Consider the following 23,615-nt stretch of genomic DNA (forward strand, 5'->3'; position numbering starts at 1 on the left):
TGAATAATAACAAGGCCTCATTAATGAGGCTTTGTTATTTTTAAAAAGTGAAATGGCTAATTTGTTTTAGCTCGAGAGACAACAACTCTTGCTGTAAAAAAAGCAATTAATGGCGTCATTGCAAAAACAATAAAGAGCCAATGTGCAGCATTTTGAGCGCCTATCATGCCACCCGGATCTGTTAATCCTGCCATATTAACCACTGTCCCTGAAATAGAGGCTCCAACAGCTGTTGAAAACAATTGGATAGTGGTAATAGAAGTTGCTGCTTTTTGAGCTTCTTGCCCTTGAGAGACATGCAATACACGAGTTAAATAATGAGGCCATGCCATACCTATTCCAGCACCTGTAAAAAAGAGGGCTATACAAATAATGATAATTTGCCCATAAGGTATGGTTAGAACATTAGAGATAAATAAACCAAGGATAACAATGGCTGAAAAGTTAATCATTGGACCAAAACGCATTAATTTTTGAGCAGTAGATTGTTTACTTGATGAAGACACAATGGCAGAGAAAGACCAACCTGCACCAACCAATGCTGCTAAATAACCCGAAAGTAGAGGGGTAATATTATGGATAATTTGCAAGAAATAGGGCACAAAGACTTCTGTTTGCACACTGATCCCTAATAAAGCCATGGTGAGATATATTGGTGCTAATGGTGCAGAAAAAGAAAATGTTCCTTTAGGAAATAAGCCATCATTTGATCTTTTATCAATATTGACTAGCAGTAAAATAAAGATCACTGCAAATATAAAGGATAAGGTGTTATATAAAATAACGTTATAAAGACTGCCAATAGAAATAGATAATACAGCGAGCATTAATAAAATAAGCTGTTGAAAAGGTAACGGCGCTTTGGCGACAATATTATCAGCATTATTTTCGGTAGGAAGAATAGTTAATAATAAAATAGCGTAAGGAATACCTACAAATAAAATAGACCAAAATGCGCCACGCCAAACATCATATTCAGCAAATATTCCACCCAGTGCGGGTCCTAATAGTGTCGATATTCCCCACATACTAGACATTAACGCCATGGCTCTGGACCAAAGTGGTTGAGGAAACATGACTCGAACTAACGAGTAAGCAAGTGCCAGCAACATTCCTCCGCCAGCCCCTTGAATAAATCGCCCTAAAAGCAATATCTGCATTGAGGGTGCTGTTGCACAAATAACAGAGCCAGATAAAAAGCAAATGGTGGCAAAAAGATAACTATTGCGAGGTGCAAATGCACTCAGCAATCGTGAAGTTAATGCAGAAGAAAGAATTGAAGCCAGAATAAAAACAGTGGTGTTCCATGCATATAAATTGAGCCCACCTATATCTCGGACAATAGAAGGCAGTGTTGTTATCGTGATATAAACATTAATTGCATGTAATGCAACGCCTCCTGCTAAAGCGAGCGATTTTAGACTATTTTTTCCATGAAGAAGCATTCCCCAGCTTGCTTCTTCTTTTTTATTTACACTCCCCGACATAAAACACTCCTAACCGTTATTTTTACGCACTGCGTATTATGCGTTAGCTCACAATAATCATTGCGCCAATTTAACGAGAATGATACAACCGATAAAGGTCATTTTGTAAAAACATATTCAGATAGGGTGAATTTGAATGAGTCAGTTATATAACTTTAGTGCAGGTCCGGCTATGTTACCGGCAGAAGTCCTTCGTCGTGCAGAATTAGAATTATGCAACTGGCATGAACTGGGGCGCTCGGTCATGGAAATCAGCCACCGCAGTAAAGAGTTTCTTGAAGTTGCTCATCAGGCAGAGCAAGATCTTCGTGACCTTCTCAATGTGCCAGAAAACTACAAAATTCTTTTTTGCCACGGTGGTGCTAGAGGTCACTTTGCAGCTTTACCTCTCAACTTGTTAGGTGAGAAGACAACCGCTGACTATATTGATGGTGGTTATTGGGCGAAAAGTGCAGCCGAAGAAGCTGAAAAATATTGTTCGCCAAATATCATTAAAATTAAAACAGAAGTTGATGGCAAAATTGGTGTTAAGCCAATGAAAGAATGGCAATTAAGTAATGATGCCGCTTATGTACATTATTGCCCAAATGAAACCATTGATGGTATTGCCATTCATGAAGAACCCAATTTTGATGACAACAAAATTGTTATTGCTGACTATTCGTCTTCTATTTTATCTCAACCGATAGATGTTAGCCGTTTTGGTGTTATCTATGCGGGTGCACAAAAAAATATTGGCCCTGCGGGTTTAACTATTGTCATTATTCGTGAAGATCTATTAGGTAAAGCGCACAAAGAAACACCTTCTGTGTTTGATTACACAGTGCTTGCTGAAAATGACTCCATGTTTAATACACCACCTACCTTTGCTTGGTATTTATCAGGTATGGTCTTTAAATGGCTGAAAGAGCAAGGTGGTTTGCAAGAGATGGCAAAACGTAACTATGAAAAAGCAGCGCTTCTTTATAGTGCAATTGATAATAGCGATTTTTATATCAATCGAGTTGCTACAGAAAATCGCTCACTAATGAATGTACCTTTCCAAATGTCTTCCCCTGAATTAGATTCAGTCTTCTTAAAAGAGGCCGAAGCTCAAGGGTTAGTCGCATTAAAAGGGCACCGTGTATCTGGTGGTATGCGTGCATCAATTTATAACGCAATGCCATTAGCTGGTGTTCAAGCATTAGTTGATTTTATGGCTGATTTTGAGCGTCGCCACGCATAATACATACATTATATGTCTAGGAAGCCTATGTGAAAGTAGGTTTCCTTTTATCCAAAGATGTTGATAATGACAATCAAATTATCCCAGTACTAAAAAATAAATAAAAACAATAAGTACCTAAATCGTTTTATTATTTTTTGATTAAACAGCATCCCATCTTATTTTATTTGTTTATCGGAGTTCTTACCTGTTTATGGAATCGTTGACATTACAGCCTATTGCTCATATTGAAGGCACTATTAATTTACCAGGTTCAAAAAGTGTCTCTAATCGTGCGTTATTATTAGCCGCTTTAGCTAAAGGTAAAACACGTTTAACTAACCTATTAGATAGTGATGATATTCGTCATATGCTAAATGCATTAAAAGCATTAGGCGTGCAGTATCAATTATCAAATAACAATACAGTCTGTGATATAGAGGGTCTAGGTGGTGAATTTAAAACTAATTCACCATTAGAACTTTTCTTAGGTAATGCTGGTACAGCAATGCGTCCATTGGCAGCTGCATTAAGTTTAGGTTCACATGACATTGTATTAACGGGTGAACCACGAATGAAAGAGCGCCCAATTGGGCACTTAGTTGACGCTTTGCGCCAAGGTGGTGCGAGTATCGATTATCTCGAACAAACAGATTATCCACCTATTCGTTTACGTGGCGGTTTTAAGGGTGGAAATGTAGCAGTTGATGGTAGTGTTTCAAGCCAATTTTTGACCGCCTTATTAATGACAGCGCCATTAGCTGAGCAAGATACAACTATTACAATTAAGGGTGAGTTAGTATCAAAACCGTATATCGATATTACCTTAGCGTTGATTAATACCTTTGGTGGCAAGATTGAAAATCAAAATTATCAACAATTTGTTGTGAAAGGCGGTCAACAATATCAATCACCTGAAAAATACCTTGTAGAAGGAGATGCGTCATCAGCATCTTATTTCTTAGCTGCTGCTGCAATTAAAGGTGGAACAGTCCGAGTGACAGGTATTGGCAAAAATAGTTTGCAAGGCGATATTCATTTTGCTTCTGTACTTGAAAAAATGGGAGCAAAAATACGTTGGGGTGATGATTATATTGAATGTGAACGTGGCTCGTTAAAGGGCATCGATATGGATATGAATACTATTCCTGATGCAGCAATGACCATTGCTACTACAGCGCTGTTTGCAAAAGGTGATACTGTTATTCGTAATATCTATAACTGGCGTGTAAAAGAAACTGACCGATTGGCAGCAATGGCTGCAGAATTGCAAAAAGTAGGTGCGATTGTAGAAGAAGGGCATGATTACTTAAAAGTCACTCCACCACAGCAGTTAACGACTGCAAATATCAAAACTTATAACGATCATCGTATTGCTATGTGTTTCTCGCTGGTGGCATTGTCTGATACACCTATTACTATTCTTGATCCAGGTTGTACAGCCAAAACATTCCCAGATTATTTTGATAAGTTAGAAACGCTTTCTCAGCGTCATGGTTAATACCCATTGTATTTAATAAAAACAAGTCAAATTTAAATCAGTTAAATCGGCAGTGTTGGACTTCTAACAGCACAATATTGCCGATTTTTTATTATGTTCAGACAAAGTTTTCTAAAAAATAACCTATCTATAAAAAATAATATTGAATAAATCTCTTTGGCCTTTATCTGCTTGTTTCTTCCTATACATTGTATGCGTATAATGACGCGCATACATTAATACTGTTTTTCTCTGTTTGAATTCAATGTCTATTATATCAATGTAATAAAAGCATCAAACACAGAAACACAGTGCCCATGAAAAGGAGAAACTCATGGCGGTTATCGTCCCTGTTATAACTGTTGATGGGCCTAGCGGAGCAGGTAAAGGAACATTATGCCAAGCATTAGCGAAAGCGTTTGGCTGGCACTTACTTGACTCTGGTGCTATTTATCGTGTGTTGGCATTAGCTGCTTTACACCACCATGTTGATATTACTTCTGAAGATGCATTAGTACCTTTAGCGGCAAATTTAGATGTACGTTTTGTTCCTAATGAGAATGGTTTAAGTGTTATCCTCGAAGGTGAAGATGTATCGAATGAAATTCGTACTGAAACAGTTGGGAATACGGCCTCACAAGCAGCAACTTTTCCCCGTGTAAGAGAAGCATTATTGCGTCGCCAGCGAGCATTTCGTACTGAACCTGGTCTTATTGCCGATGGGCGAGATATGGGAACGATAGTTTTCCCTGATGCTCAAGTGAAAATTTTTCTTGAAGCCAGCGCAGAGGAACGAGCACGTCGTCGCATGTTACAGTTGCAGGAAAAGGGCTTTAATGTTAACTTTGAGCGCCTTTTATCCGAGATAAAAGAACGCGATCACCGTGACCGGAATCGCGCTGTTGCGCCACTTGTTGCAGCGAAAGATGCATTAATTCTCGATTCTACAAGTTTGTCTATCGACGAAGTTATTGAAAAATCGTTAACTTATGCTAAAAAAAATCTGCAATTATCAGCGTAATTAATTTTTATTTCGTTTATACTAGGTAATTATCAAAATCGGGTTGACGTGTTAATGAAAACACAACAATGCCCGATGACCTTGTCACAAAGGATGTAACGAGGTATGTGAAACAACCCCATTCGGCCGGATGCTAAATGGACGTTAATTAAATTTACTTGAAGATCATTAACATGACAGAATCTTTTGCTCAACTCTTTGAAGAATCCCTAAAAACAATCGAAACTCGTCCTGGCGCTATCGTTCGCGGCGTTGTAGTTGCTATCGATAAAGACGTTGTTCTGGTTGATGCAGGTCTGAAATCAGAATCTGCTATCCCTGTAGAACAATTTAAAAACGCTCAAGGCGAATTAGAAATCCAAGTGGGCGACGAAATTGATGTTGCTCTGGACGCGGTTGAAGATGGCTTCGGTGAAACCGTTCTGTCTCGTGAGAAAGCTAAACGTCACGAAGCGTGGCTGATGCTGGAAAAAGCTTACGAAGAAAACGAAACTGTTGTTGGTATCATCAACGGTAAAGTTAAAGGTGGTTTCACTGTTGAACTGAACGGCATTCGTGCGTTCTTACCAGGTTCACTGGTAGACGTTCGCCCAGTTCGCGATACAACTCATCTGGAAAACAAAGAGCTTGAGTTCAAAGTCATCAAATTAGACCAAAAACGTAACAACGTTGTTGTGTCTCGTCGTGCGGTTATCGAATCTGAAAACAGCGCAGAACGCGATCAGTTATTAGAAAACCTGCAAGAAGGCATGGAAGTTAAAGGTATCGTTAAGAACCTTACTGACTACGGTGCATTCGTTGATCTGGGCGGTGTTGACGGCTTACTGCACATCACTGACATGGCTTGGAAACGTGTTAAACACCCAAGCGAAATTGTCAATGTTGGCGACGAAATCACTGTTAAAGTCCTGAAATTCGACCGTGAACGTACTCGCGTATCATTAGGTCTGAAACAACTGGGCGAAGATCCATGGGTAGCTATCGCTAAACGTTATCCAGAAGGTACTAGACTGACTGGTCGTGTAACTAATCTGACTGATTACGGTTGCTTCGTAGAAATCGAAGAAGGCGTTGAAGGTCTGGTACACGTTTCTGAAATGGATTGGACTAACAAAAACATTCACCCATCTAAAGTTGTTAACGTTGGTGATGTTGTTGAAGTTATGGTTCTTGACATCGATGAAGAACGTCGCCGTATTTCACTGGGTCTGAAACAGTGCAAATCTAACCCATGGCAGCAGTTCGCAGAAACTCACAACAAGAACGACCGTGTTGAAGGTAAAATCAAGTCTATCACTGACTTCGGTATCTTCATCGGTTTAGACGGCGGTATCGACGGTCTGGTTCACTTATCTGACATTTCTTGGAATGTTGCAGGTGAAGAAGCAGTTCGTGAATACAAAAAAGGCGACGAAATCGCTGCTGTAGTTCTGCAAGTTGATGCTGAACGTGAACGTATCTCACTGGGCGTTAAACAATTATCAGAAGATCCATTCAATAATTACCTGTCTGCTCACAAAAAAGGTGCTATTGTTTCTGGTAAAGTAACTGCTGTTGACGCTAAAGGCGCAACTGTAGAATTAGCTGACGGTGTTGAAGGTTACCTGCGTGCTTCTGAAGCTTCACGTGACCGCGTTGAAGATGCAACTCTGGTTCTGAATGTTGGCGAAGCTGTTGAAGCTAAATACACTGGCGTTGACCGTAAAAACCGCGTTATCAACTTATCTGTTCGTGCTAAAGACGAAGCAGACGAGAAAGACGCTATCGCTTCTGTAAACAACAAAGAAGAAGTTGGTTTTTCAAACAACGCTATGGCTGAAGCTTTCAAAGCAGCTAAAGGCGAATAATTTAAGTTATTAACGGAGGCAACGTTAATCGTTGCCTATTTATCGGTAGTTTAGGGAGGTAATATGACCAAGTCTGAGTTAATCGAGAGACTTGCAGGCCTACAATCTCATCTTTCGGCTAAGACGGTTGAAGAAGCTGTAAAAGAAATGCTTGATCATATGGCTGATACTTTAGCTGATGGTGAGCGTATCGAAGTCCGCGGATTCGGCAGTTTTTCTCTACACTACCGTGCGCCGCGTACGGGTCGTAACCCGAAAACTGGTGATAAAGTAGATCTGGAAGGTAAATACGTTCCACACTTTAAGCCAGGTAAAGAGTTACGTGACCGTGTAAATATTTATACGGAATAATAACTCCTGTCGAAATGGCACGATGTTAGTTAACTTTCTCAAAAACGGTACTTCGGTGCCGTTTTTTATTATCTTTTATTTGTGTTGATTATTTTTGATTGCTTCCATTGGTTAGTTTTTGATTGTTATTCCTTTACTTCATTTACCATATCTATTTATTTTCCTTTTTTATTTTCCTTTTTTATTTTCTTTCTTACTTTTCTTTGTATTACTTTATTGTACTTTGAACGTTATTTCTTGATTTAATTATCATAATTGCTGATTTGTTTTGTTTTTTTCGAGTTTGTTCTCAAAATATAATGTATACGACAATAAAAAAATTTCTTTTTATAAAGAAGTACGAAAAAATGTTCTAAAGAGCTACCTTTAATAAAAATATAACTTCATGATATTTAAAGATACTTATGAAGGGATGCAAAAATGATTTTATTGAGAGGAATAATAAGTATTTTGAGGTTAAAAATATTATCAATAAAACAATACTTTTTTTATTCAAAATATTATCAACGATTCTATTTTACAACACTGAGTTTGGATAGTATCGCTCTAGCAATATTATTAGGTTGTCTACCTCTATTATTTCAACATACACTTTTTAGTTTAACGACTTATTATATTGTAATTATTATTGCAATATCTTTATTACTTATTCCTTTTTCATTAATTCGTTTCTTAGCATTGTTTTTATTCTTCTGGGTTTATTCTAATCTTATCGCATACTCATTGATGGTAAAAACAACTCAACTTGTTGATAATATTGTGTCATTTGAAACAAATATTGTTGAATATCGTCAATTATCAGATGGTAATATTATTATCAAAATTCCCATTCCAAAAGAGACATTTTTTTCATCTTCTATTTACGCCAACGTATATTGGAGAAATCCACCTAAAAATATCGAAATAGGGCAATTTTGGAAATTTAAAATTCAATTTAAAGCTGTACACAGCTATTTAAATGAAGGTGGATTTGATAGCCAAAAATATGCAGTCTCTAAAAAAGAAACCTTAACAGGAAAAGTGATGTTAGCTACATTCGTTCATGCTGATATTTCGCTACGCACTCAATTTATTCATTCTCTTTTAACCTATTGGCAAACAGCAAAAAATAAAGGTGAGATTATTGCGTTAGTTCTAGGTGATAAACGTGATATAGAGCATGAAAGAAAAGATCTTTATATGAAAACGGGAGTTGCACATCTTATTGTTATATCGGGATTGCATATCGGTTTAGCTGCACTTGTAGGGTGGGTTATAGCAAGGGGTCTTCAGTTTTTATTTCCCATTAAATGGATAAATACACAATTTCCATTGTTGATAGCTTGGGGATGTGGTGTATTCTATGCGACTTTATCGGGCTGGGGAATACCTGCAACAAGAGCTGTTATCGGATTAAGTGTTTGGGTGATCTTACATTGGCAAAGCCGATTATTTCTGCCTTGGCAATGGGCTCTTTGGAGCGCTGCCCTTATATTGATTGTTGAACCACTATCGATACTTTCAGCCAGTTTTTGGCTTTCGTTTTCTGCTGTATTTGCCATTATTTTTTGGTATTGGATGTATCCATTAAAAGCTAAATATAATCATCAAAAACGATGGTTTATTTTAAGGCTAATTCACTTACAATTTGGATTGCTAATTATTTTATTACCGTTTCAATTCTATTTGTTTGGTGGTGCTAATTTTTTTAGTTTTATTGTTAATTTATGGGCAGTTCCTATTGTTTCATTTATTACAGTACCATTAATAATGTTTGGATTATTGACATCCTTTTTTTCATTTTTACAACCAATAATTTGGCACTGGGTTGATCTCTCTATTAATCTTGCTTTTTGGTGTGCTCCTTTATTTTTACCTTATTGGCAATATAGTGGTGCTATTCCTTTTTTATTGGGGTTTTTAGGTGTTGGTATTATTGCAATTATAAAAATGTCATGGTGGCGTCATCATTTTATTTTGCTTATTGCTATTGGTATTCTTTTATATTGTGAACTCACAACTTTCTCACGTTATCAATGGCGTATGTCTATGTTAGATGTTGGCCATGGCTTAGCTATTATTCTTGAAAAAGATAGAGAAGCGATTATTTATGACACAGGAATACGCTGGAAAAGTGGTGGTTCAATTGCAAAAAGTGTCATTATTCCTTATTTAAAATATCATCGGCTTAATCCTGTGGCATTAATCATCAGCCATGACCATTTAGATCATACGGGAGGTATTGATGATTTAATGATGGCTTATCCCAATTTAACACTTCGTAGTAGCTTTGATAATTCTTCACATTTACCCTGCTTACAGGGGGAATCATGGCAATGGAAAGGGGTTAAGTTTGATGCATTATGGCCACCAAATAAAGTTCTCTCACCTAAAAATAATCAATCATGTGTGATCAATGTAAGTGATGGTAAACATAATATACTGTTGACAGGTGACATTGAAAAAGAGGCGGAAATACAATTAATAAGGTCGAAAAATCGCCAATTAAGCGCTGATATTTTACAGGTTCCTCATCATGGTAGCCAAACATCGTCCACATTGGCGTTTATTCAAACAGTGTCGCCTAAATTTGCACTCGTTTCTGCTGCTCGTTATAGCCTTTGGCGTTTACCTTCTGATAAAGTACATCTTCGTTATAAAAAAGAAGCTATTAATTGGCTAACAACCTCTATTAGTGGGCAGATTTCGATCGAGTTTAATCAAGATAATATTGATGTATTTACCTATAGACGAGATATTTTACCTCGCTGGTATCATCAGTGGTTTGGTGTTTTGACGTTTCCCGAGTAGAATGACCGGCTAATTATTAAAAGTTTGGTAATATATATGAATGATATAGACCTATCAACGTGGCAAACATTCCGACGCTTATGGCCGATGATTCGGATTTTCAAAGCGGGTTTGATCGCTGCAGCAATTGCATTAATCATCAATGCGGGTGTGGATGCATTTATGATTTCTTTATTAAAACCACTGCTTGATGAAGGTTTTGGTAAAGCAAGTAATGACGTATTAAAATGGATGCCGATTGCTGTTATTGGACTGATAGTTCTGCGTGGTATATCTAACTTTATTTCAAGTTACTGTCTTTCTTGGGTATCTGGGAAAGTTGTAATGAATATGCGTCGCCGACTGTTTTCCCACATTATGGGAATGCCGGTGAGCTTTTTTGACCAGCAATCAACAGGAACTTTGCTTTCTCGTATTACATATGATTCAGAGCAAGTTGCGTCTTCATCATCAGGTGCATTAATTACAGTTGTTCGTGAAGGTGCCTACATTATCGGGCTCTTTGGCTTGATGTTTTACTATAGTTGGCAATTATCCATGATCCTCATTGTTATTGCCCCTATTGTTGCTATTGTTATTCGTTTGGTATCAACACGTTTTAGAACGATTAGTAAACGTATTCAAAATAGCATGGGACAAGTAACAACTAGCGCTGAACAGATGCTGAAAGGACATAAAGAAGTACTTATTTTTAATGGTCAAGAAGTAGAGAATAAGCGCTTTAATCATGTGAGTAACCATATTCGTCGCCAAGGTATGCGTATGGTTGTTGCATCGTCAATTTCAGATCCTATTATTCAATTAATTGCTTCCTTTGCGTTAGCATTTGTTCTGTACGCTGCTAGCTTCCCTGACATTATGAATACATTAACTGCAGGTACAATCACCGTTGTTTTCTCATCAATGGTTGCATTAATGCGCCCATTGAAATCATTGACGAATGTGAATGCTCAGTTCCAAAGAGGTATGGCAGCTTGCCAGACATTATTTGCTATTCTCGATATGGAACAAGAGAAAGACACAGGTAAACTAGAACTGAAAAAACCAACGGGTGATATTGAATTCCGTAATGTGACTTTCCAGTATGTGACAAAAGATACTCCTGCCTTGAAAAATATGTCATTTACTATTCCAGCAGGAAAAACTGTTGCATTAGTGGGACGTTCTGGTTCAGGTAAGTCAACAATAGCGAATCTGATCACGCGTTTCTATGACATCAATGAAGGGCAAATATTGATTAATGGTCATGATATTCGTGAATACACGTTGAAATCTTTACGTAATCAAGTTGCTCTTGTTTCTCAAAATGTTCACTTATTTAATGAAACAGTAGCAAACAATATTGTTTATGCTTGTGAAGACCAATACAGTCGTGAAGATATCGAAAAAGCGGCCAAGATGGCGCATGCAATGGACTTTATTAATAAAATGGATAAAGGCCTAGATACCGAAATTGGCGAAAATGGTGTTCTGCTTTCAGGTGGACAACGTCAACGTATCGCGATAGCGAGGGCTTTACTACGTGATTCACCAATTCTTATCCTTGATGAAGCTACATCGGCACTTGATACAGAATCTGAACGTGCTATTCAATCAGCTCTTGATGAACTGCAAAAAAATAGAACCTCTTTAGTGATTGCTCACCGATTATCAACCATTGAAAAAGCGGATGAAATTTTAGTTATTGAAGATGGTGAAATTGTTGAACGTGGCTCACACATTGATTTAATCGATCAAAAAGGTGTTTATGCTCAACTTCACAGGATGCAATTTGGTAAATGATTGAACGGATTTGGTCTGGTAAATCTTGGTTTTATCTCCTCTTACTTCCATTTTCATGGTTGTACGGCGCGATTACTCTATTAAGGCGCTTTGCATATCAAAAAGGATGGTTGTCATCATGGAAAGCCTCTGTTCCTGTTGTGGTTGTTGGTAACTTAACAGCAGGTGGCAATGGTAAAACCCCCGTTGTTATATGGCTTGTTGAGCAATTAATACTGCAAGGATTTAAACCAGGCATTGTTTCCCGTGGTTATGGCGGGAAATCAGATCATTATCCATTACTACTAACATCAGAGACCACACCTGCAATGGCAGGTGATGAGCCTGTGTTAATTTATCATCGAACAGGTGCACCTGTTGCGGTTGCACCTGTTCGACGAGATGCAGTAAAAGCCTTATTAGCACAACATGAACTTGATGTGATTATCACTGATGATGGTTTACAGCATTATGCACTACAGCGTGATTATGAAATTGTTGTTATCGATGGGCAGCGTCGATTTGGTAATGGCTGGTGGCTTCCTGCTGGCCCTATGCGGGAACGTGCGAGTCGCTTACATTCAGTCGATGCAATTATTGTTAATGGTGGTTTAAGCCAAGATAATGAGATAGCAATGGTTTTAGCGGGTGATATTGCAGTGAACCTTAAGACGGGTGAGAAAAAGCCAGTTCAACAGATAGCTAAAGCGGTAGCAATAGCTGGCATTGGTCATCCTCCTCGTTTTTTTAATTCTTTGCGCGAAAAAGGAATTGAATTAATTTCAACTCAAGCATTTAGTGATCACAGTGATTACAGCGCCAAAGAATTACAAGATTTAACACCTTTCAATGAAACTCTTATTATGACAGAAAAAGATGCTGTTAAATGTCAGCATTTTGCTCAAGAAAATTGGTGGTATTTGCCAGTCAGCGCTGAGTTAAATAGCCAATCTGTGCTAAAACAAGTCAGCAATTTAATTTACGGCTCGAAAAAAACTTGTATCTGATCTGAAACAATGATATTTATAGTGGAAATCAGGATAGCGTTACATAAAAGATTACCTACCCACAGTCGCATATCGCTTTTGTCGTAGTTCAATTTAACTCGCCAATACCCTATCTACTCAAAAGCCTTGTGTGGAGATTTTGTGGATCTTTAATATAGACGTAATACTTTTATGCTGTGAATGCAATAGGCTTTGCACCTAATGGATTGTAGAAACTATTTTGAATGGTGATTATTAATCCTCCTTATATACGGTTATTTTATTTATAGGTGCGCAATAAAATATCTTCCTCATGTCATCTTTTTGTCATGTTGATACTGTAAATATTGATTGAGCCTTAGAATATTCATCAAGTTTAGCTATCACGGTTTTGAACATTTATATTAAATAATAAAATGCACTACTTAAATTAATGTGTTCAGAATTTAATTGGGGTTTTATATAAGAAGACATAATAAAAAGTAGGATGCATTAGTATAGAAAAATAAAAACTATACGAAGAACAAAAGGAGTTTATCTATCATGACATTACAATTAAGAATGGGTCGCGTTAAATGGTTCGACAATAACAAAGGTTATGGTCTTATTGTTGCAAGAGATATTGAACAAGAAGTTTATGTCAATAAAAAAGCGATTGCCAATACAAAAAACAAAGCATTAACAGAAGGTCAAGACGTTGAATTTTCTGTTATCAGAACAGCCGCCGGCCTAGAAGCTGCTGATGTTATCGGATTTTAAATAAGGTTTTACCTTGTTGATGACGTAGTAGAAACGATAGTTTAACACTGAGATTAAATTATCGTTTATACCTATTTTGGGGCAGGTAAGGTCAAATAGCTTACTACCAAACCGAATAAGTAATATAAAAGAGTTATAACGTTAATTAGAATGCAATAAAGATAATAAAAAGGTTAAATTATTATCAATAAAAGTGGAATGTAATTCTTTATTAATGATGTTGCAGACTCAACGATAAAAAGCCACATTAATGTGGCTTTTTTGTTGCTTATAGTAAAAAAGAAAATAATAAATTTATTAATAACCAAAATAATTTTCGAATTATCACTAAACGAGAGGCTTTGAGTATTAACGCTGATCCTTCCTTATGATATCCTTTTGCTATATAAAATGATTAACCCTTGAGAGGGAAAAAATGGATCACCGCTTACTTGAAATTATTGCTTGTCCAGTTTGCCACGGCAAACTTATCTTTGATAAAGAAAATTCAGAGCTTATCTGCAAAATTGATCATTTAGCTTATCCTGTTCGTGACAATATCCCCGTTCTTCTGGAGAATGAAGCAAGAGAATTATCACTAGAAGAGGAAAAGTAACTTCATGTTCACGGTCATAATCCCTGGTCGATATGCATCGACCCGCTTACCGGGTAAACCCCTCGCGGATATTCACGGTAAACCTATGATTGTTCGTGTTATGGAACAGGCTATGCGTTCTGGTGCAAACCGTGTCATTGTCGCAACCGATAACTTAGATGTTGTTGCCGCTGTGGAAAAAGCGGGTGGGGAAGCCTGTATGACCCGAGAAGATCACCATTCGGGTACAGAACGTTTAGCTGAAGTCATTGAAAAATACCAATTTGCAGATGACGAGATAATCGTTAACGTACAAGGTGATGAACCTCTTATTCCTCCCGCAATTATTACTCAAGTTGCTGAAAATTTAGCAAGTTGTGGTGCAGGAATGGCAACATTGGCAGTGCCTATTGTTGATTCAAAAGAAGCGTTTAATCCTAATGCAGTGAAAGTGGTTATGGATGCAAAAGGTTTCGCACTTTATTTTTCTCGTGCAACCATTCCTTGGGAAAGAGACCGTTTTAACTTATCACACGATGAAATTGGTGAGCATTATCTCCGCCATATTGGGATTTATGCTTATCGCGCTGGCTTTATACGTCGATATATTACTTGGGAGCCAAGCCCATTAGAATCTATTGAAATGTTAGAGCAACTGCGGGTATTGTGGTATGGCGAAAAAATCCATGTTGCAAAAGCATTAGAAGTTCCTGGTGTGGGTGTTGACACTCAAGATGATCTTATTGCAGCCAGAGCTGCATATCGAGCACTTAACCAAGAGTTCTGATCTTTTAACGGACACAAATCAATTTCAACGGCACTTAAATTAAGTGCCGTTTTTGTATCAGTAAGCAAAAATATTTCTAATTACTGGTTTTCTTCTTTATCTGATTGATGACTTTCATTTTCAGAAATAGTAGCGGGTTGCCCAGCAGGTTTAACTGATTGCCACATTGAGCCTAAAAACTCATACCATGCACGTTCACTATGCTGAAAATATGTCGCTGAAGGGAAATATTTTTCCCAAGGATGTAATGGTGAAGTGATAGCCAATTGATTAGCTGGTGCAACGATAGGTTTCATGCCTCTGGCTAAAAAGAAACGTTCAGCGCGTGCTAAATGGTTAGCGGACGTCACAAGTAAAAAGGGTTTTTTACCAATTAATTTATCAACTTCATAGGCTTCTTCTTCAGTATCTTTCGGTGTTGATAATGCGATAGTCCTTTCAGGAGGTACACCCAAAGATTGTGCTACCTGAGCCGCTACCTCAGCACTACTTATCTGATTAACACCTGCACCACCTGTAAAAATTAGCATCGCATTAGGATTACGATAATAGAGTCTTACACCTTCAGCAACACGAAATAGACTATTGTTAAGAAGATTAGAACTGGGTGCCCAATCGGGGTTATAAGTAAATCCACCACCCAAAACAACAATATAGTTCACATCTTGTTGTGAATTTTCTCGTAATTCATAACGAGCTTGATACTCTTTTTCACTTGGCATTAATAGTGTATCAGCAACAGGCTGTATGCCTAAAATCGTCAATAAAATAAGAACAACAGTGAGTAGGCTTTTTCCAGTTTTTTGCCAACGAGTAAACCAAAGTAGTGCTAATGCAAAAAAGGCGATTAATAAGAGCAAAGGCAAGGGCATCAGAAAGCCTGCAACATATTTTTTGAGCAAAAACAGCATAAATCATCCTAGATTGAGTGAAATACATGCAATTGATAGCGAAAGCTTAGTGAAAACTAGGGGAATTCCAAGACGTTGTGTCAAAATAGCTAACACAACAACGTTTCACTAAGTTTTCATCAATAGAAATAAAGAACCGTTTAATTATTTATAAAACGATAAACGTTTGAACGTTAATTTTTTCATTAATAAGCGTTATATTTATACTGCGCTTTGCGAATAATCTGATTCATGACTTATTTCTTTAGAGAAAACAGTCAGTATCATAGAACACTGGTAAAATTGCCGTCTTTATTTATGTACAGTGTCTCATATTTTTGAATTTATCAGAACGCAAAGAGCGCAAGTAGTAAGTTGTTATCATGAGGCGTTTTAATGTCAGATCGTAATTTTGACGATATTGCAGATAAATTCTCCCGCAATATCTATGGCACAACAAAGGGTAAAATACGTCAAGCGGTGATTTGGGAAGATTTACAACAATTATTGACCCTCTTACCTAGCCGGAGTTTGCGTATTTTAGATGCAGGTGGAGGTGAAGGTTATTTCTCTCGTCAGCTTGCTAAATTAGGACACCAAATTATCTTATGTGATTTATCACAAGAGATGCTAAATCGTGCACAAGAGGCTGCGATTGAAGAGGGTGTTGTCGAGAACATGACGTTTATTTGTTGTGCAGCTCAAGAGATTAAAGAGCATATAGATGAAGGGGTTGACTTAATTCTATTTCATGCAGTATTGGAATGGATCACGGATCAGAAAGACGCCGTAAATGTTCTTACCGATATGTTGTTACCTAATGGTATCTTATCGCTGATGTTTTACAATGCGAATGGTATTGTCATGAGAAATGCGATATTGGGGAATTTTCATCTGGCAAATCCTGAAATTCCTCGAAGAAGAAAAAAATCATTATCGCCTCAAAATCCATTGCAACCTGAAGATGTTTATCAATGGCTGACAGAATTTTCAATGACAATATTAGGAAAAACGGGAGTTCGTGTTTTTCATGATTATTTACAAAGTCGCCAGTTGCAAAATAAAGATTTTCCATCGTTGCTCGCATTAGAGCAACGTTATTGTCGGCAAGAGCCCTATATCAGTCTGGGGCGTTACATTCATGTCATGGCACAAAAGCGTGTAAATTAAGGATGTACTATGAGTGATTTTACCCAGACCGTTCCTGAGTTAGTGTCTTGGGCGAGAAAAAATGATTTCTCAATCTCACTGCCACCTGAAAGATTAGCTTTTTTGATGGCAGTCGCTGTATTAAACAGTGAACGCCTTGATGGTGAAATTAGTGAAGGGGAGTTAATTGACGCCTTTAGAGAGGTCTGTAAAGGTTTTGAACAACCCGCAGAATCAATTCAAGTTCGTGCCAATAATGCCATTAATGATATGGTTAAGCAGCGGCTTTTTAACCGTTTTACCAGTGAATTGGTAGAAGGTAATGCAATATATCGGTTAACGCCGTTAGGTATTGGAATTAGTGATTATTATATTCGTCAACGTGAGTTTTCATCGTTACGTTTATCTATGCAGTTATCTATTGTAGCGGGAGAACTCGATTCTGCTGCAAGTTCTGCTGAAGATGGTGGCGATGAATATCATTGGCATCGTAATGTTTTTGCGCCACTGAAATATTCAGTTGCAGAAATTTTCGATAGCATTGATTTGTCACAGCGAATTATGGATGAACAGCAAAATACAGTAAAAGAAGATATTGCGGCATTATTAAATCAAGACTGGCAAGCTGCTATATCAAGCTGTGAACAACTGTTATCTGAAACCTCTGGCACATTAAGAGAGCTACAAGATACGCTTGAAGCCGCGGGTGATAAACTTCAAGCCAATCTATTGCGTATTCAAGAAGCAAACATGAATACAGGTCATGTTGATCAAATAGATACGTTAGTATTTGAGCTACAAAGTAAGCTAGACCGTATTATTAGTTGGGGTCAGCAATCTATTGATTTATGGATTGGCTATGATAGACACGTCCATAAATTTATTCGTACTGCGATAGATATGGATAAAAACCGTATATTCTCTCGTCGATTACGTCAATCAGTACAAAACTATTTCGACAGCCCATGGGCATTAACTTACGCTAATGCAGATAGGTTGTATGATATGCGTGATGAAGAACTGACTTTACGAGATGAAGAAGTTACAGGTGAATTACCTGAAGAACTCGAATATCAAATGTTCAGTGAAGTGAATGAACAAATAGCGCAATGGGTAGAGCAAGAGCTTGCTTCTTACAAATTAGAGCAAAGAGCATTAGATCTCAGTTCAGTATTAGTTGAATACCTTGATCGTTACCCGCAGCAGAAACATTTTGATGTTGCCCGTATTGTGATTGATCAGGCGGTACGATTAGGTGTAGCAAAAGCTGAGCTCGCAGGATTACCTGCAAAATGGTCAGAAATTAACGAATATGGAGCTAAGGTACAAGCGCATGTCATCGATACATACTGAACAATTTATGCCAGCAAAGTTGGCGCAGGCATTAGCGAACTCACTTTTTCCTGAACTGGATAGCCAGTTACGTGCAGGTCGACATATTGGTATAGATTCTCTGGATAATCATGCCTTCTTGATGGACTTTCAAGATGAATTGTCAGATTTTTATGCGCGTTATAATGTTGAATTAATCCGAGCTCCAGAAGGTTTCTTCTATCTACGTCCTCGCTCAACTACGCTTATTCCTCGTTCTGTACTGTCTGAAATGGATATGCTGGTGGGGAAAATTCTTTGTTATCTCTATCTTAGCCCAGAGCGATTAGCGAATCAGGGTATATTTACTGTTCAAGAGCTATTCGATGAATTAAGAACGCTAGCAGATGAAAATAAATTATTACGTTTAGTGAATCAGCGTTCCACCGGTTCTGATCTTGATTTACAAAAACTGCAAGAAAAAATGAGAACCTCTCTGAATCGTTTACGTCGTTTAGGTATGATCTCATTCTTATTAAATGACTTACAGCGTTTTTCAATAACAGAATCAGTGTTCCGCTTTGGTGCTGATGTGCGCAGTGGTGATTCACCACTGGAAGCTCAAATGCGAATGATCCGTGATGGTGAAGCGATGGCGCTTGATACAGGATCAGAGACACCAAATGATGATGAAGAAAATGAAGATGAGCAATTACAATCAGGTGAAGATGATGCGGAGGAAGAAAATAAATGATTGAACGTGGAAAATTTCGCTCATTAACACTGATCAACTGGAATGGGTTCTTTGCTCGCACTTTTGACTTAGATGAATTGGTGACGACATTATCAGGCGGGAATGGTGCTGGTAAATCAACCACTATGGCCGCATTTATCACAGCAATGATCCCTGATCTGACTTTACTGCACTTTCGTAATACCACCGAAGCTGGATCAACAAGTGGTTCTCGTGATAAAGGTTTATATGGGAAGTTACGTCCTGGCGTCTGTTACGCTGTATTAGATGTGATCAACTCACGTCATTTACGTGCTGTGGTAGGGGTGCGTTTACAGCAGATTGCTGGTCGCGATAAAAAAGTTGATATCAAACCCTTTATGATCCAAGGGCTGCCGATGGCAGAAAACCCGACAGAAATTCTGACTCAAGCTGTTGCAGATCGCCAAGCAAGGGTTTTACCACTCAATGAATTAAAAGAAAAAGTTGAAGCCATTGATGGGGTTGTTTTCAGACAATTTAATTCAATTACTGACTTCCATGCAGTGATGTTCGATTTGGGGGTTATTCCTAAACGTTTACGTTCAGCGAGTGATCGCGCTAAATTTTATCGCTTAATTGAAGCTTCATTGTATGGTGGTATTTCAAGTGCGATTACACGCTCTCTACGTGATTATTTACTACCTGAAAATAGCGGAGTCAGAAAAGCTTTCCAAGATATGGAAGGCGCACTACGTGAAAACCGAATGACGCTTGAAGCTATTCGTGTCACTCAATCTGATCGTGACTTATTTAAGCACTTAATTACAGAAGCGACATCTTATGTTGCAGCTGACTATATGCGCCATGCCAATGAACGACGAGTTCATCTTGATGAAGCTTTAGAAGTTCGCCGTGAATTATGGAGCCAGAGAAAATCCATTAATAACGAGGCATATCGTTTTGTTGAAATGGGTAAAGAGCTGGAAGAGCAACAAGCACTTTCTTCTGATCTTGAAGCGGATTATCAAGCAGCAAGTGACCGATTAAACCTAGTGCAAAATGCGGTTCGTCAACAAGAAAAAATTGACCGTTATGTTGCCGATGTGGAAGAGATAACTTTTCGCTTAGAAGAACAAAGTGAAGTGGTTGAAGAAGCCGCGTCTAAGAAAGAAGAACTTGAAGCACGTGTAGAATCGGCAGAAGAAGAAGTCGATGAACTGAAAAATCAGTTAGCAGACTATCAGCAAGCATTAGATGTACAACAAACACGCGCTATCCAATATCGCCAAGCTGTACAGGCTTTAGAGCGTGCTAAAGCACAATGTGATATTGCTGATTTAGATGAAAGTAATGCTGATCAGTGGGCTGAACGGATCCAAGCGAAAATTCAAACCATTACTCATTCATTGCTTTCTATGGAGCAGAAACTCAATGTTTCTGAAGCTGCGAAAACACAATTTGATCAAGCCTATAAACTAGTGAGTTCAATTGTAGGTGAAGTTGAACGTCAAAATGCATGGGATGCTGCAAAAACGGCATTACGTGAATGGTCTTCTCATCGACACCAAGCGGATAGGGTTCATCCTATTCGTATGCAATTAGCAGAATTAGAGCAACGTTTACATCAGCGAAACAATGCTCAGCGCCAACTTGAAGAGTTTAACAAACATCATGGCAAATTGATGGAGCCAGATGATCTGTTAATTTTACAAGATGAGCTAGAAGCTAAAATTGAAGAGCTTAGCGATTATGTTAATGAGTCTGGCGAACATCGTATGCAAATGCGCCAAGAGCTGGATCAACTCAAACAACAAATTGAAAAGCTAAAAAAACAAGCCCCAGCATGGCTTGCGGCACAAGATGCATTAACGCAACTGTGTGAGCAAACTCGTCAATCTTTTGAAACGGGTCATCAAGTAACAGAATATATGCAACAGTTACTTGAAAAAGAGCGCGAAGCCACCGTATTACGTGATGAAACAGCAACACGCAAACAACAAATTGAAGCGCAAATTGAACGTTTAAGTCAGCCAAGTGGTGCTGAAGATGGACGGTTAATTACGTTAGCAGAGCGTTTTAATGGGGTTTTATTATCAGAGATTTATGATGATATTACATTAGATGATGCACCTTATTTCTCAGCGTTATATGGCCCAGCACGCCATGCTATTGTTGTACAGGACTTATCCCAAGTTCAGGCGCAATTAGAAATATTAGACGATTGCCCAGAAGATCTCTATTTTATCGAAGGCGATCCTCAATCTTTCGATGACAGTGTGTTTAATGCACAAGAGATGGATAAAGCGGTTCTTATCAAGAGCTCAGATAGACAATGGCGTTATTCTCGCTACCCTGAGATCCCACTTTTTGGTCGTGCCGCGCGTGAAAATCAATTAGAAATATTATCTCGTCAACGTGATGAACTTTCTGAACTTTATGCAACGCAAGCTTTTGATGTGCAAAAAATTCAACGTGCACACCATGCCTTTAGCCAATTTGTTGGGCAACATATTTCAGTTGCTTTTGAAGCTGATCCTGAAGAGGATATCCGCCAGCTTAATCAAAGACGTAATGAGCTAGAAAGAGCATTAGCACAGTATGAAGAAAGCACTCAGCAGCAACGCCAACATTATGCTCGTGCCAAAGAATCACTGAATTTGCTTAATAAACTGATCCCTCAAGTGAATATCTTGATGGATGAAACATTGATTGACCGTGTTGAAGAGCTACGTGAAGAGCTGTATGCCGCTGAAGAGTCTATGCGCCACTTACAGCGTCATGAAAAAGCACTCGCAACCCTAGAGCCTATTGCGTCAATTTTGCAAAGTGATCCACAAGAGCACGAGCAATTAACGCAAGACTACGAACAAGCAAAAGCAGAGCAACAACGTTATCAACAACAAGCTTTCTTGCTGGTGGAAGTAGTACAACGTCGTGCGCATTTTAGTTATAGCGATGCTGTTGAGATTGTGAGCGAAAATAGTGATCTTAATGAGAAACTACGCCACCGTTTAGAGATGGCAGAAACTGAACGCGCTACAGCAAGGGAGCTTTATCGCCAACAACAAGCACAATGTGCTCAATTTAATCAAGTGCTCGCATCATTAAAGAGTTCTTTTGATACTAAATCTGAATTGCTTAGAGAGCTTGAGCAGGAGATGCGTGATACGGGGATACATATTGATGTTGGAGCAGAAGTAAGAGCAAAAGAACTACGGGATCAACGTTATTCTGCAGTTAGTGCTAACCGTACTCGTATTAGCCAACTTGAACGCGATATCGCACTGAGTGAAGCCGAACGCGATAATCTGACCAAAAAAATTCGTAAACTTGAGCGTGATTACACTCAAATCCGAGAGCATGTTGTGAGTGCAAAAGCGGGTTGGTGTGCAGTGATGCGATTGGTGAAAGAAAATGGTATGGAACGTCGTTTACATCGCCGAGATTTCGCTTACCTTTCTGCTGATGAATTACGTTCAATGTCGGATAAGGCGCTAGGTGCATTACGTCAAGCTGTTGCTGATAATGAATATTTACGTGATGCATTACGTCGTTCTGAAGATGCTAAATATCCTGATCGTAAAGTTCAGTTCTTTATTGCGGTATATCAGCATTTAAGAGAGCGAATTCGCCAAGATATTATTAAAACCGATGATCCCGTTGATGCAATTGAACAGATGGAAATTGAGCTTGCTCGCTTAACGGAAGAACTGACAAGCCGTGAACAGAAATTAGCGATTAGCTCACGAAGTGTCGCGAATATTATTCGTAAAACTATTCAGCGTGAGCAAAATCGTATCCGTATGCTAAACCAAGGTTTACAAGCGGTTTCATTTGGCCAAGTGCGAGGAGTTCGACTTAACGTCAATATTCGTGAAAGCCATCAAGTGCTTCTTGATGTGTTATCAGAAGAAGATAATCAATACCAAGACTTATTTAAAAACCAAAACCTTACTTTCTCTGAAGCGATGGCGAAGCTCTATCAACGCTTAAATCCACAAGTAGATATTGGGCAACGTATGCCACAAACAGTGGGAGAGGAGCTGTTAGATTATCGTAATTATTTAGAAATGGATGTCGAGGTTAATCGTGGACCAGAAGGGTGGTTAAAAGCGGAAAGTGGCGCGTTATCAACCGGTGAAGCGATTGGTACTGGTATGTCAATTTTGGTGATGGTTGTACAAAGTTGGGAAGAAGAATCTCGACGCTTAAGAGGAAAAGATATTTCCCCTTGTCGTTTGCTTTTCCTCGATGAAGCTGCACGTTTGGATGCGAAATCTATTGCAACGCTATTCGAACTTTGTGATCGTTTAGATATGCAATTAATCATTGCAGCACCAGAAAATATCAGTCCAGAAAAAGGTACAACTTATAAACTCGTTCGTAAAGTGTTCAATGGTACTGAACATGTTCACGTTGTCGGTTTAAAAGGTTTTGGTCAACACGCAGAAAAAGATAAAATTGCATCATCAAATGTTGCTGAAATAACAGAATAATTTTATT

Annotated in this window: 17 protein-coding genes; 15 read left to right on the top strand and 2 right to left on the bottom strand. The window is 38.3% G+C overall.

All coding sequences use genetic code 11. From position 1 onward, the window contains the following. Positions 1 to 56: 56 nt before the first annotated feature. On the bottom strand, positions 57 to 1,487 hold the full coding sequence (locus LW139_RS06500) for an MFS transporter (RefSeq protein WP_109408794.1): 1,431 nt from the start codon (positions 1,485 to 1,487) through the stop codon (positions 57 to 59). Positions 1,488 to 1,623: 136 nt separating this feature from the next. Between LW139_RS06500 and serC the strand changes: the two genes are divergently transcribed. From serC to kdsB, 11 genes are all read left to right on the top strand, one after another. Continuing rightward, on the top strand, positions 1,624 to 2,712 hold the full coding sequence (gene serC / locus LW139_RS06505; RefSeq protein WP_166539638.1) for a 3-phosphoserine/phosphohydroxythreonine transaminase: 1,089 nt from the start codon (positions 1,624 to 1,626) through the stop codon (positions 2,710 to 2,712). A 193-nt stretch (positions 2,713 to 2,905) separates the two neighbouring features. Beyond that, positions 2,906 to 4,192, top strand: coding sequence for a 3-phosphoshikimate 1-carboxyvinyltransferase (gene aroA / locus LW139_RS06510; RefSeq protein WP_109408796.1), 1,287 nt, complete (start codon positions 2,906 to 2,908; stop codon positions 4,190 to 4,192). A gap of 313 nt (positions 4,193 to 4,505) precedes the next feature. Continuing rightward, a complete protein-coding gene (cmk, locus tag LW139_RS06515; protein ID WP_109408797.1) occupies positions 4,506 to 5,192 on the top strand; it encodes a (d)CMP kinase in 687 nt (228 codons plus the stop codon). A 173-nt stretch (positions 5,193 to 5,365) separates the two neighbouring features. Further along, positions 5,366 to 7,039 carry a 30S ribosomal protein S1 gene (rpsA, locus tag LW139_RS06520; protein ID WP_036938108.1) on the top strand — a complete coding sequence of 558 codons (1,674 nt, stop codon included), beginning with the start codon at positions 5,366 to 5,368 and terminating at the stop codon, positions 7,037 to 7,039. Between the two features lie 63 nt (positions 7,040 to 7,102). Beyond that, positions 7,103 to 7,390 carry an integration host factor subunit beta gene (gene ihfB, locus LW139_RS06525; RefSeq protein WP_006537420.1) on the top strand — a complete coding sequence of 96 codons (288 nt, stop codon included), beginning with the start codon at positions 7,103 to 7,105 and terminating at the stop codon, positions 7,388 to 7,390. Between the two features lie 450 nt (positions 7,391 to 7,840). Then, positions 7,841 to 10,180: a DNA internalization-related competence protein ComEC/Rec2 gene (locus LW139_RS06530; protein ID WP_247850799.1), complete on the top strand. Its 2,340-nt coding sequence runs from the start codon at positions 7,841 to 7,843 to the stop codon at positions 10,178 to 10,180. 36 nt (positions 10,181 to 10,216) lie between these two features. Further along, positions 10,217 to 11,962 carry a lipid A ABC transporter ATP-binding protein/permease MsbA gene (gene msbA, locus LW139_RS06535; RefSeq protein WP_166539635.1) on the top strand — a complete coding sequence of 582 codons (1,746 nt, stop codon included), beginning with the start codon at positions 10,217 to 10,219 and terminating at the stop codon, positions 11,960 to 11,962. After that, a complete protein-coding gene (gene lpxK / locus LW139_RS06540; RefSeq protein ID WP_166539634.1) occupies positions 11,959 to 12,948 on the top strand; it encodes a tetraacyldisaccharide 4'-kinase in 990 nt (329 codons plus the stop codon). The genes msbA and lpxK overlap by 4 nt, the downstream gene beginning before the upstream one ends. A gap of 522 nt (positions 12,949 to 13,470) precedes the next feature. Beyond that, a complete protein-coding gene (locus tag LW139_RS06545; RefSeq protein WP_023581324.1) occupies positions 13,471 to 13,686 on the top strand; it encodes a cold-shock protein in 216 nt (71 codons plus the stop codon). A gap of 415 nt (positions 13,687 to 14,101) precedes the next feature. Next, complete coding sequence (locus LW139_RS06550; RefSeq protein ID WP_004244593.1) at positions 14,102 to 14,281, top strand: Trm112 family protein; 180 nt, start codon at positions 14,102 to 14,104, stop codon at positions 14,279 to 14,281. A 4-nt stretch (positions 14,282 to 14,285) separates the two neighbouring features. Continuing rightward, positions 14,286 to 15,047 carry a 3-deoxy-manno-octulosonate cytidylyltransferase gene (gene kdsB, locus LW139_RS06555; protein WP_099074994.1) on the top strand — a complete coding sequence of 254 codons (762 nt, stop codon included), beginning with the start codon at positions 14,286 to 14,288 and terminating at the stop codon, positions 15,045 to 15,047. A gap of 80 nt (positions 15,048 to 15,127) precedes the next feature. Here kdsB and elyC read toward each other — a convergent pair whose 3' ends face one another. Beyond that, positions 15,128 to 15,958: an envelope biogenesis factor ElyC gene (gene elyC / locus LW139_RS06560; RefSeq protein ID WP_166539633.1), complete on the bottom strand. Its 831-nt coding sequence runs from the start codon at positions 15,956 to 15,958 to the stop codon at positions 15,128 to 15,130. 375 nt (positions 15,959 to 16,333) lie between these two features. Between elyC and cmoM the strand changes: the two genes are divergently transcribed. The 4 genes from cmoM to mukB are packed head-to-tail and all read left to right on the top strand — an operon-like array spanning position 16,334 to position 23,608. Continuing rightward, the gene (cmoM, locus tag LW139_RS06565; RefSeq protein ID WP_166539632.1) at positions 16,334 to 17,107 is read left to right on the top strand and encodes a tRNA uridine 5-oxyacetic acid(34) methyltransferase CmoM; all 774 of its coding nucleotides are present in this window, start codon (positions 16,334 to 16,336) and stop codon (positions 17,105 to 17,107) included. Between the two features lie 9 nt (positions 17,108 to 17,116). Next, positions 17,117 to 18,439 (top strand): chromosome partition protein MukF, encoded by a 1,323-nt coding sequence (gene mukF / locus LW139_RS06570; protein WP_072069667.1) that lies wholly within the window; start codon positions 17,117 to 17,119, stop codon positions 18,437 to 18,439. After that, a complete protein-coding gene (mukE, locus tag LW139_RS06575) occupies positions 18,420 to 19,151 on the top strand; it encodes a chromosome partition protein MukE (protein ID WP_166539631.1) in 732 nt (243 codons plus the stop codon). Before mukF ends, mukE begins: the two co-directional genes overlap by 20 nt. Beyond that, positions 19,148 to 23,608: a chromosome partition protein MukB gene (mukB, locus tag LW139_RS06580; protein WP_247850801.1), complete on the top strand. Its 4,461-nt coding sequence runs from the start codon at positions 19,148 to 19,150 to the stop codon at positions 23,606 to 23,608. The genes mukE and mukB overlap by 4 nt, the downstream gene beginning before the upstream one ends. Positions 23,609 to 23,615: the final 7 nt, after the last annotated feature.

Source organism: Proteus vulgaris (genome assembly GCF_023100685.1).
GTDB lineage: Bacteria > Pseudomonadota > Gammaproteobacteria > Enterobacterales > Enterobacteriaceae > Proteus.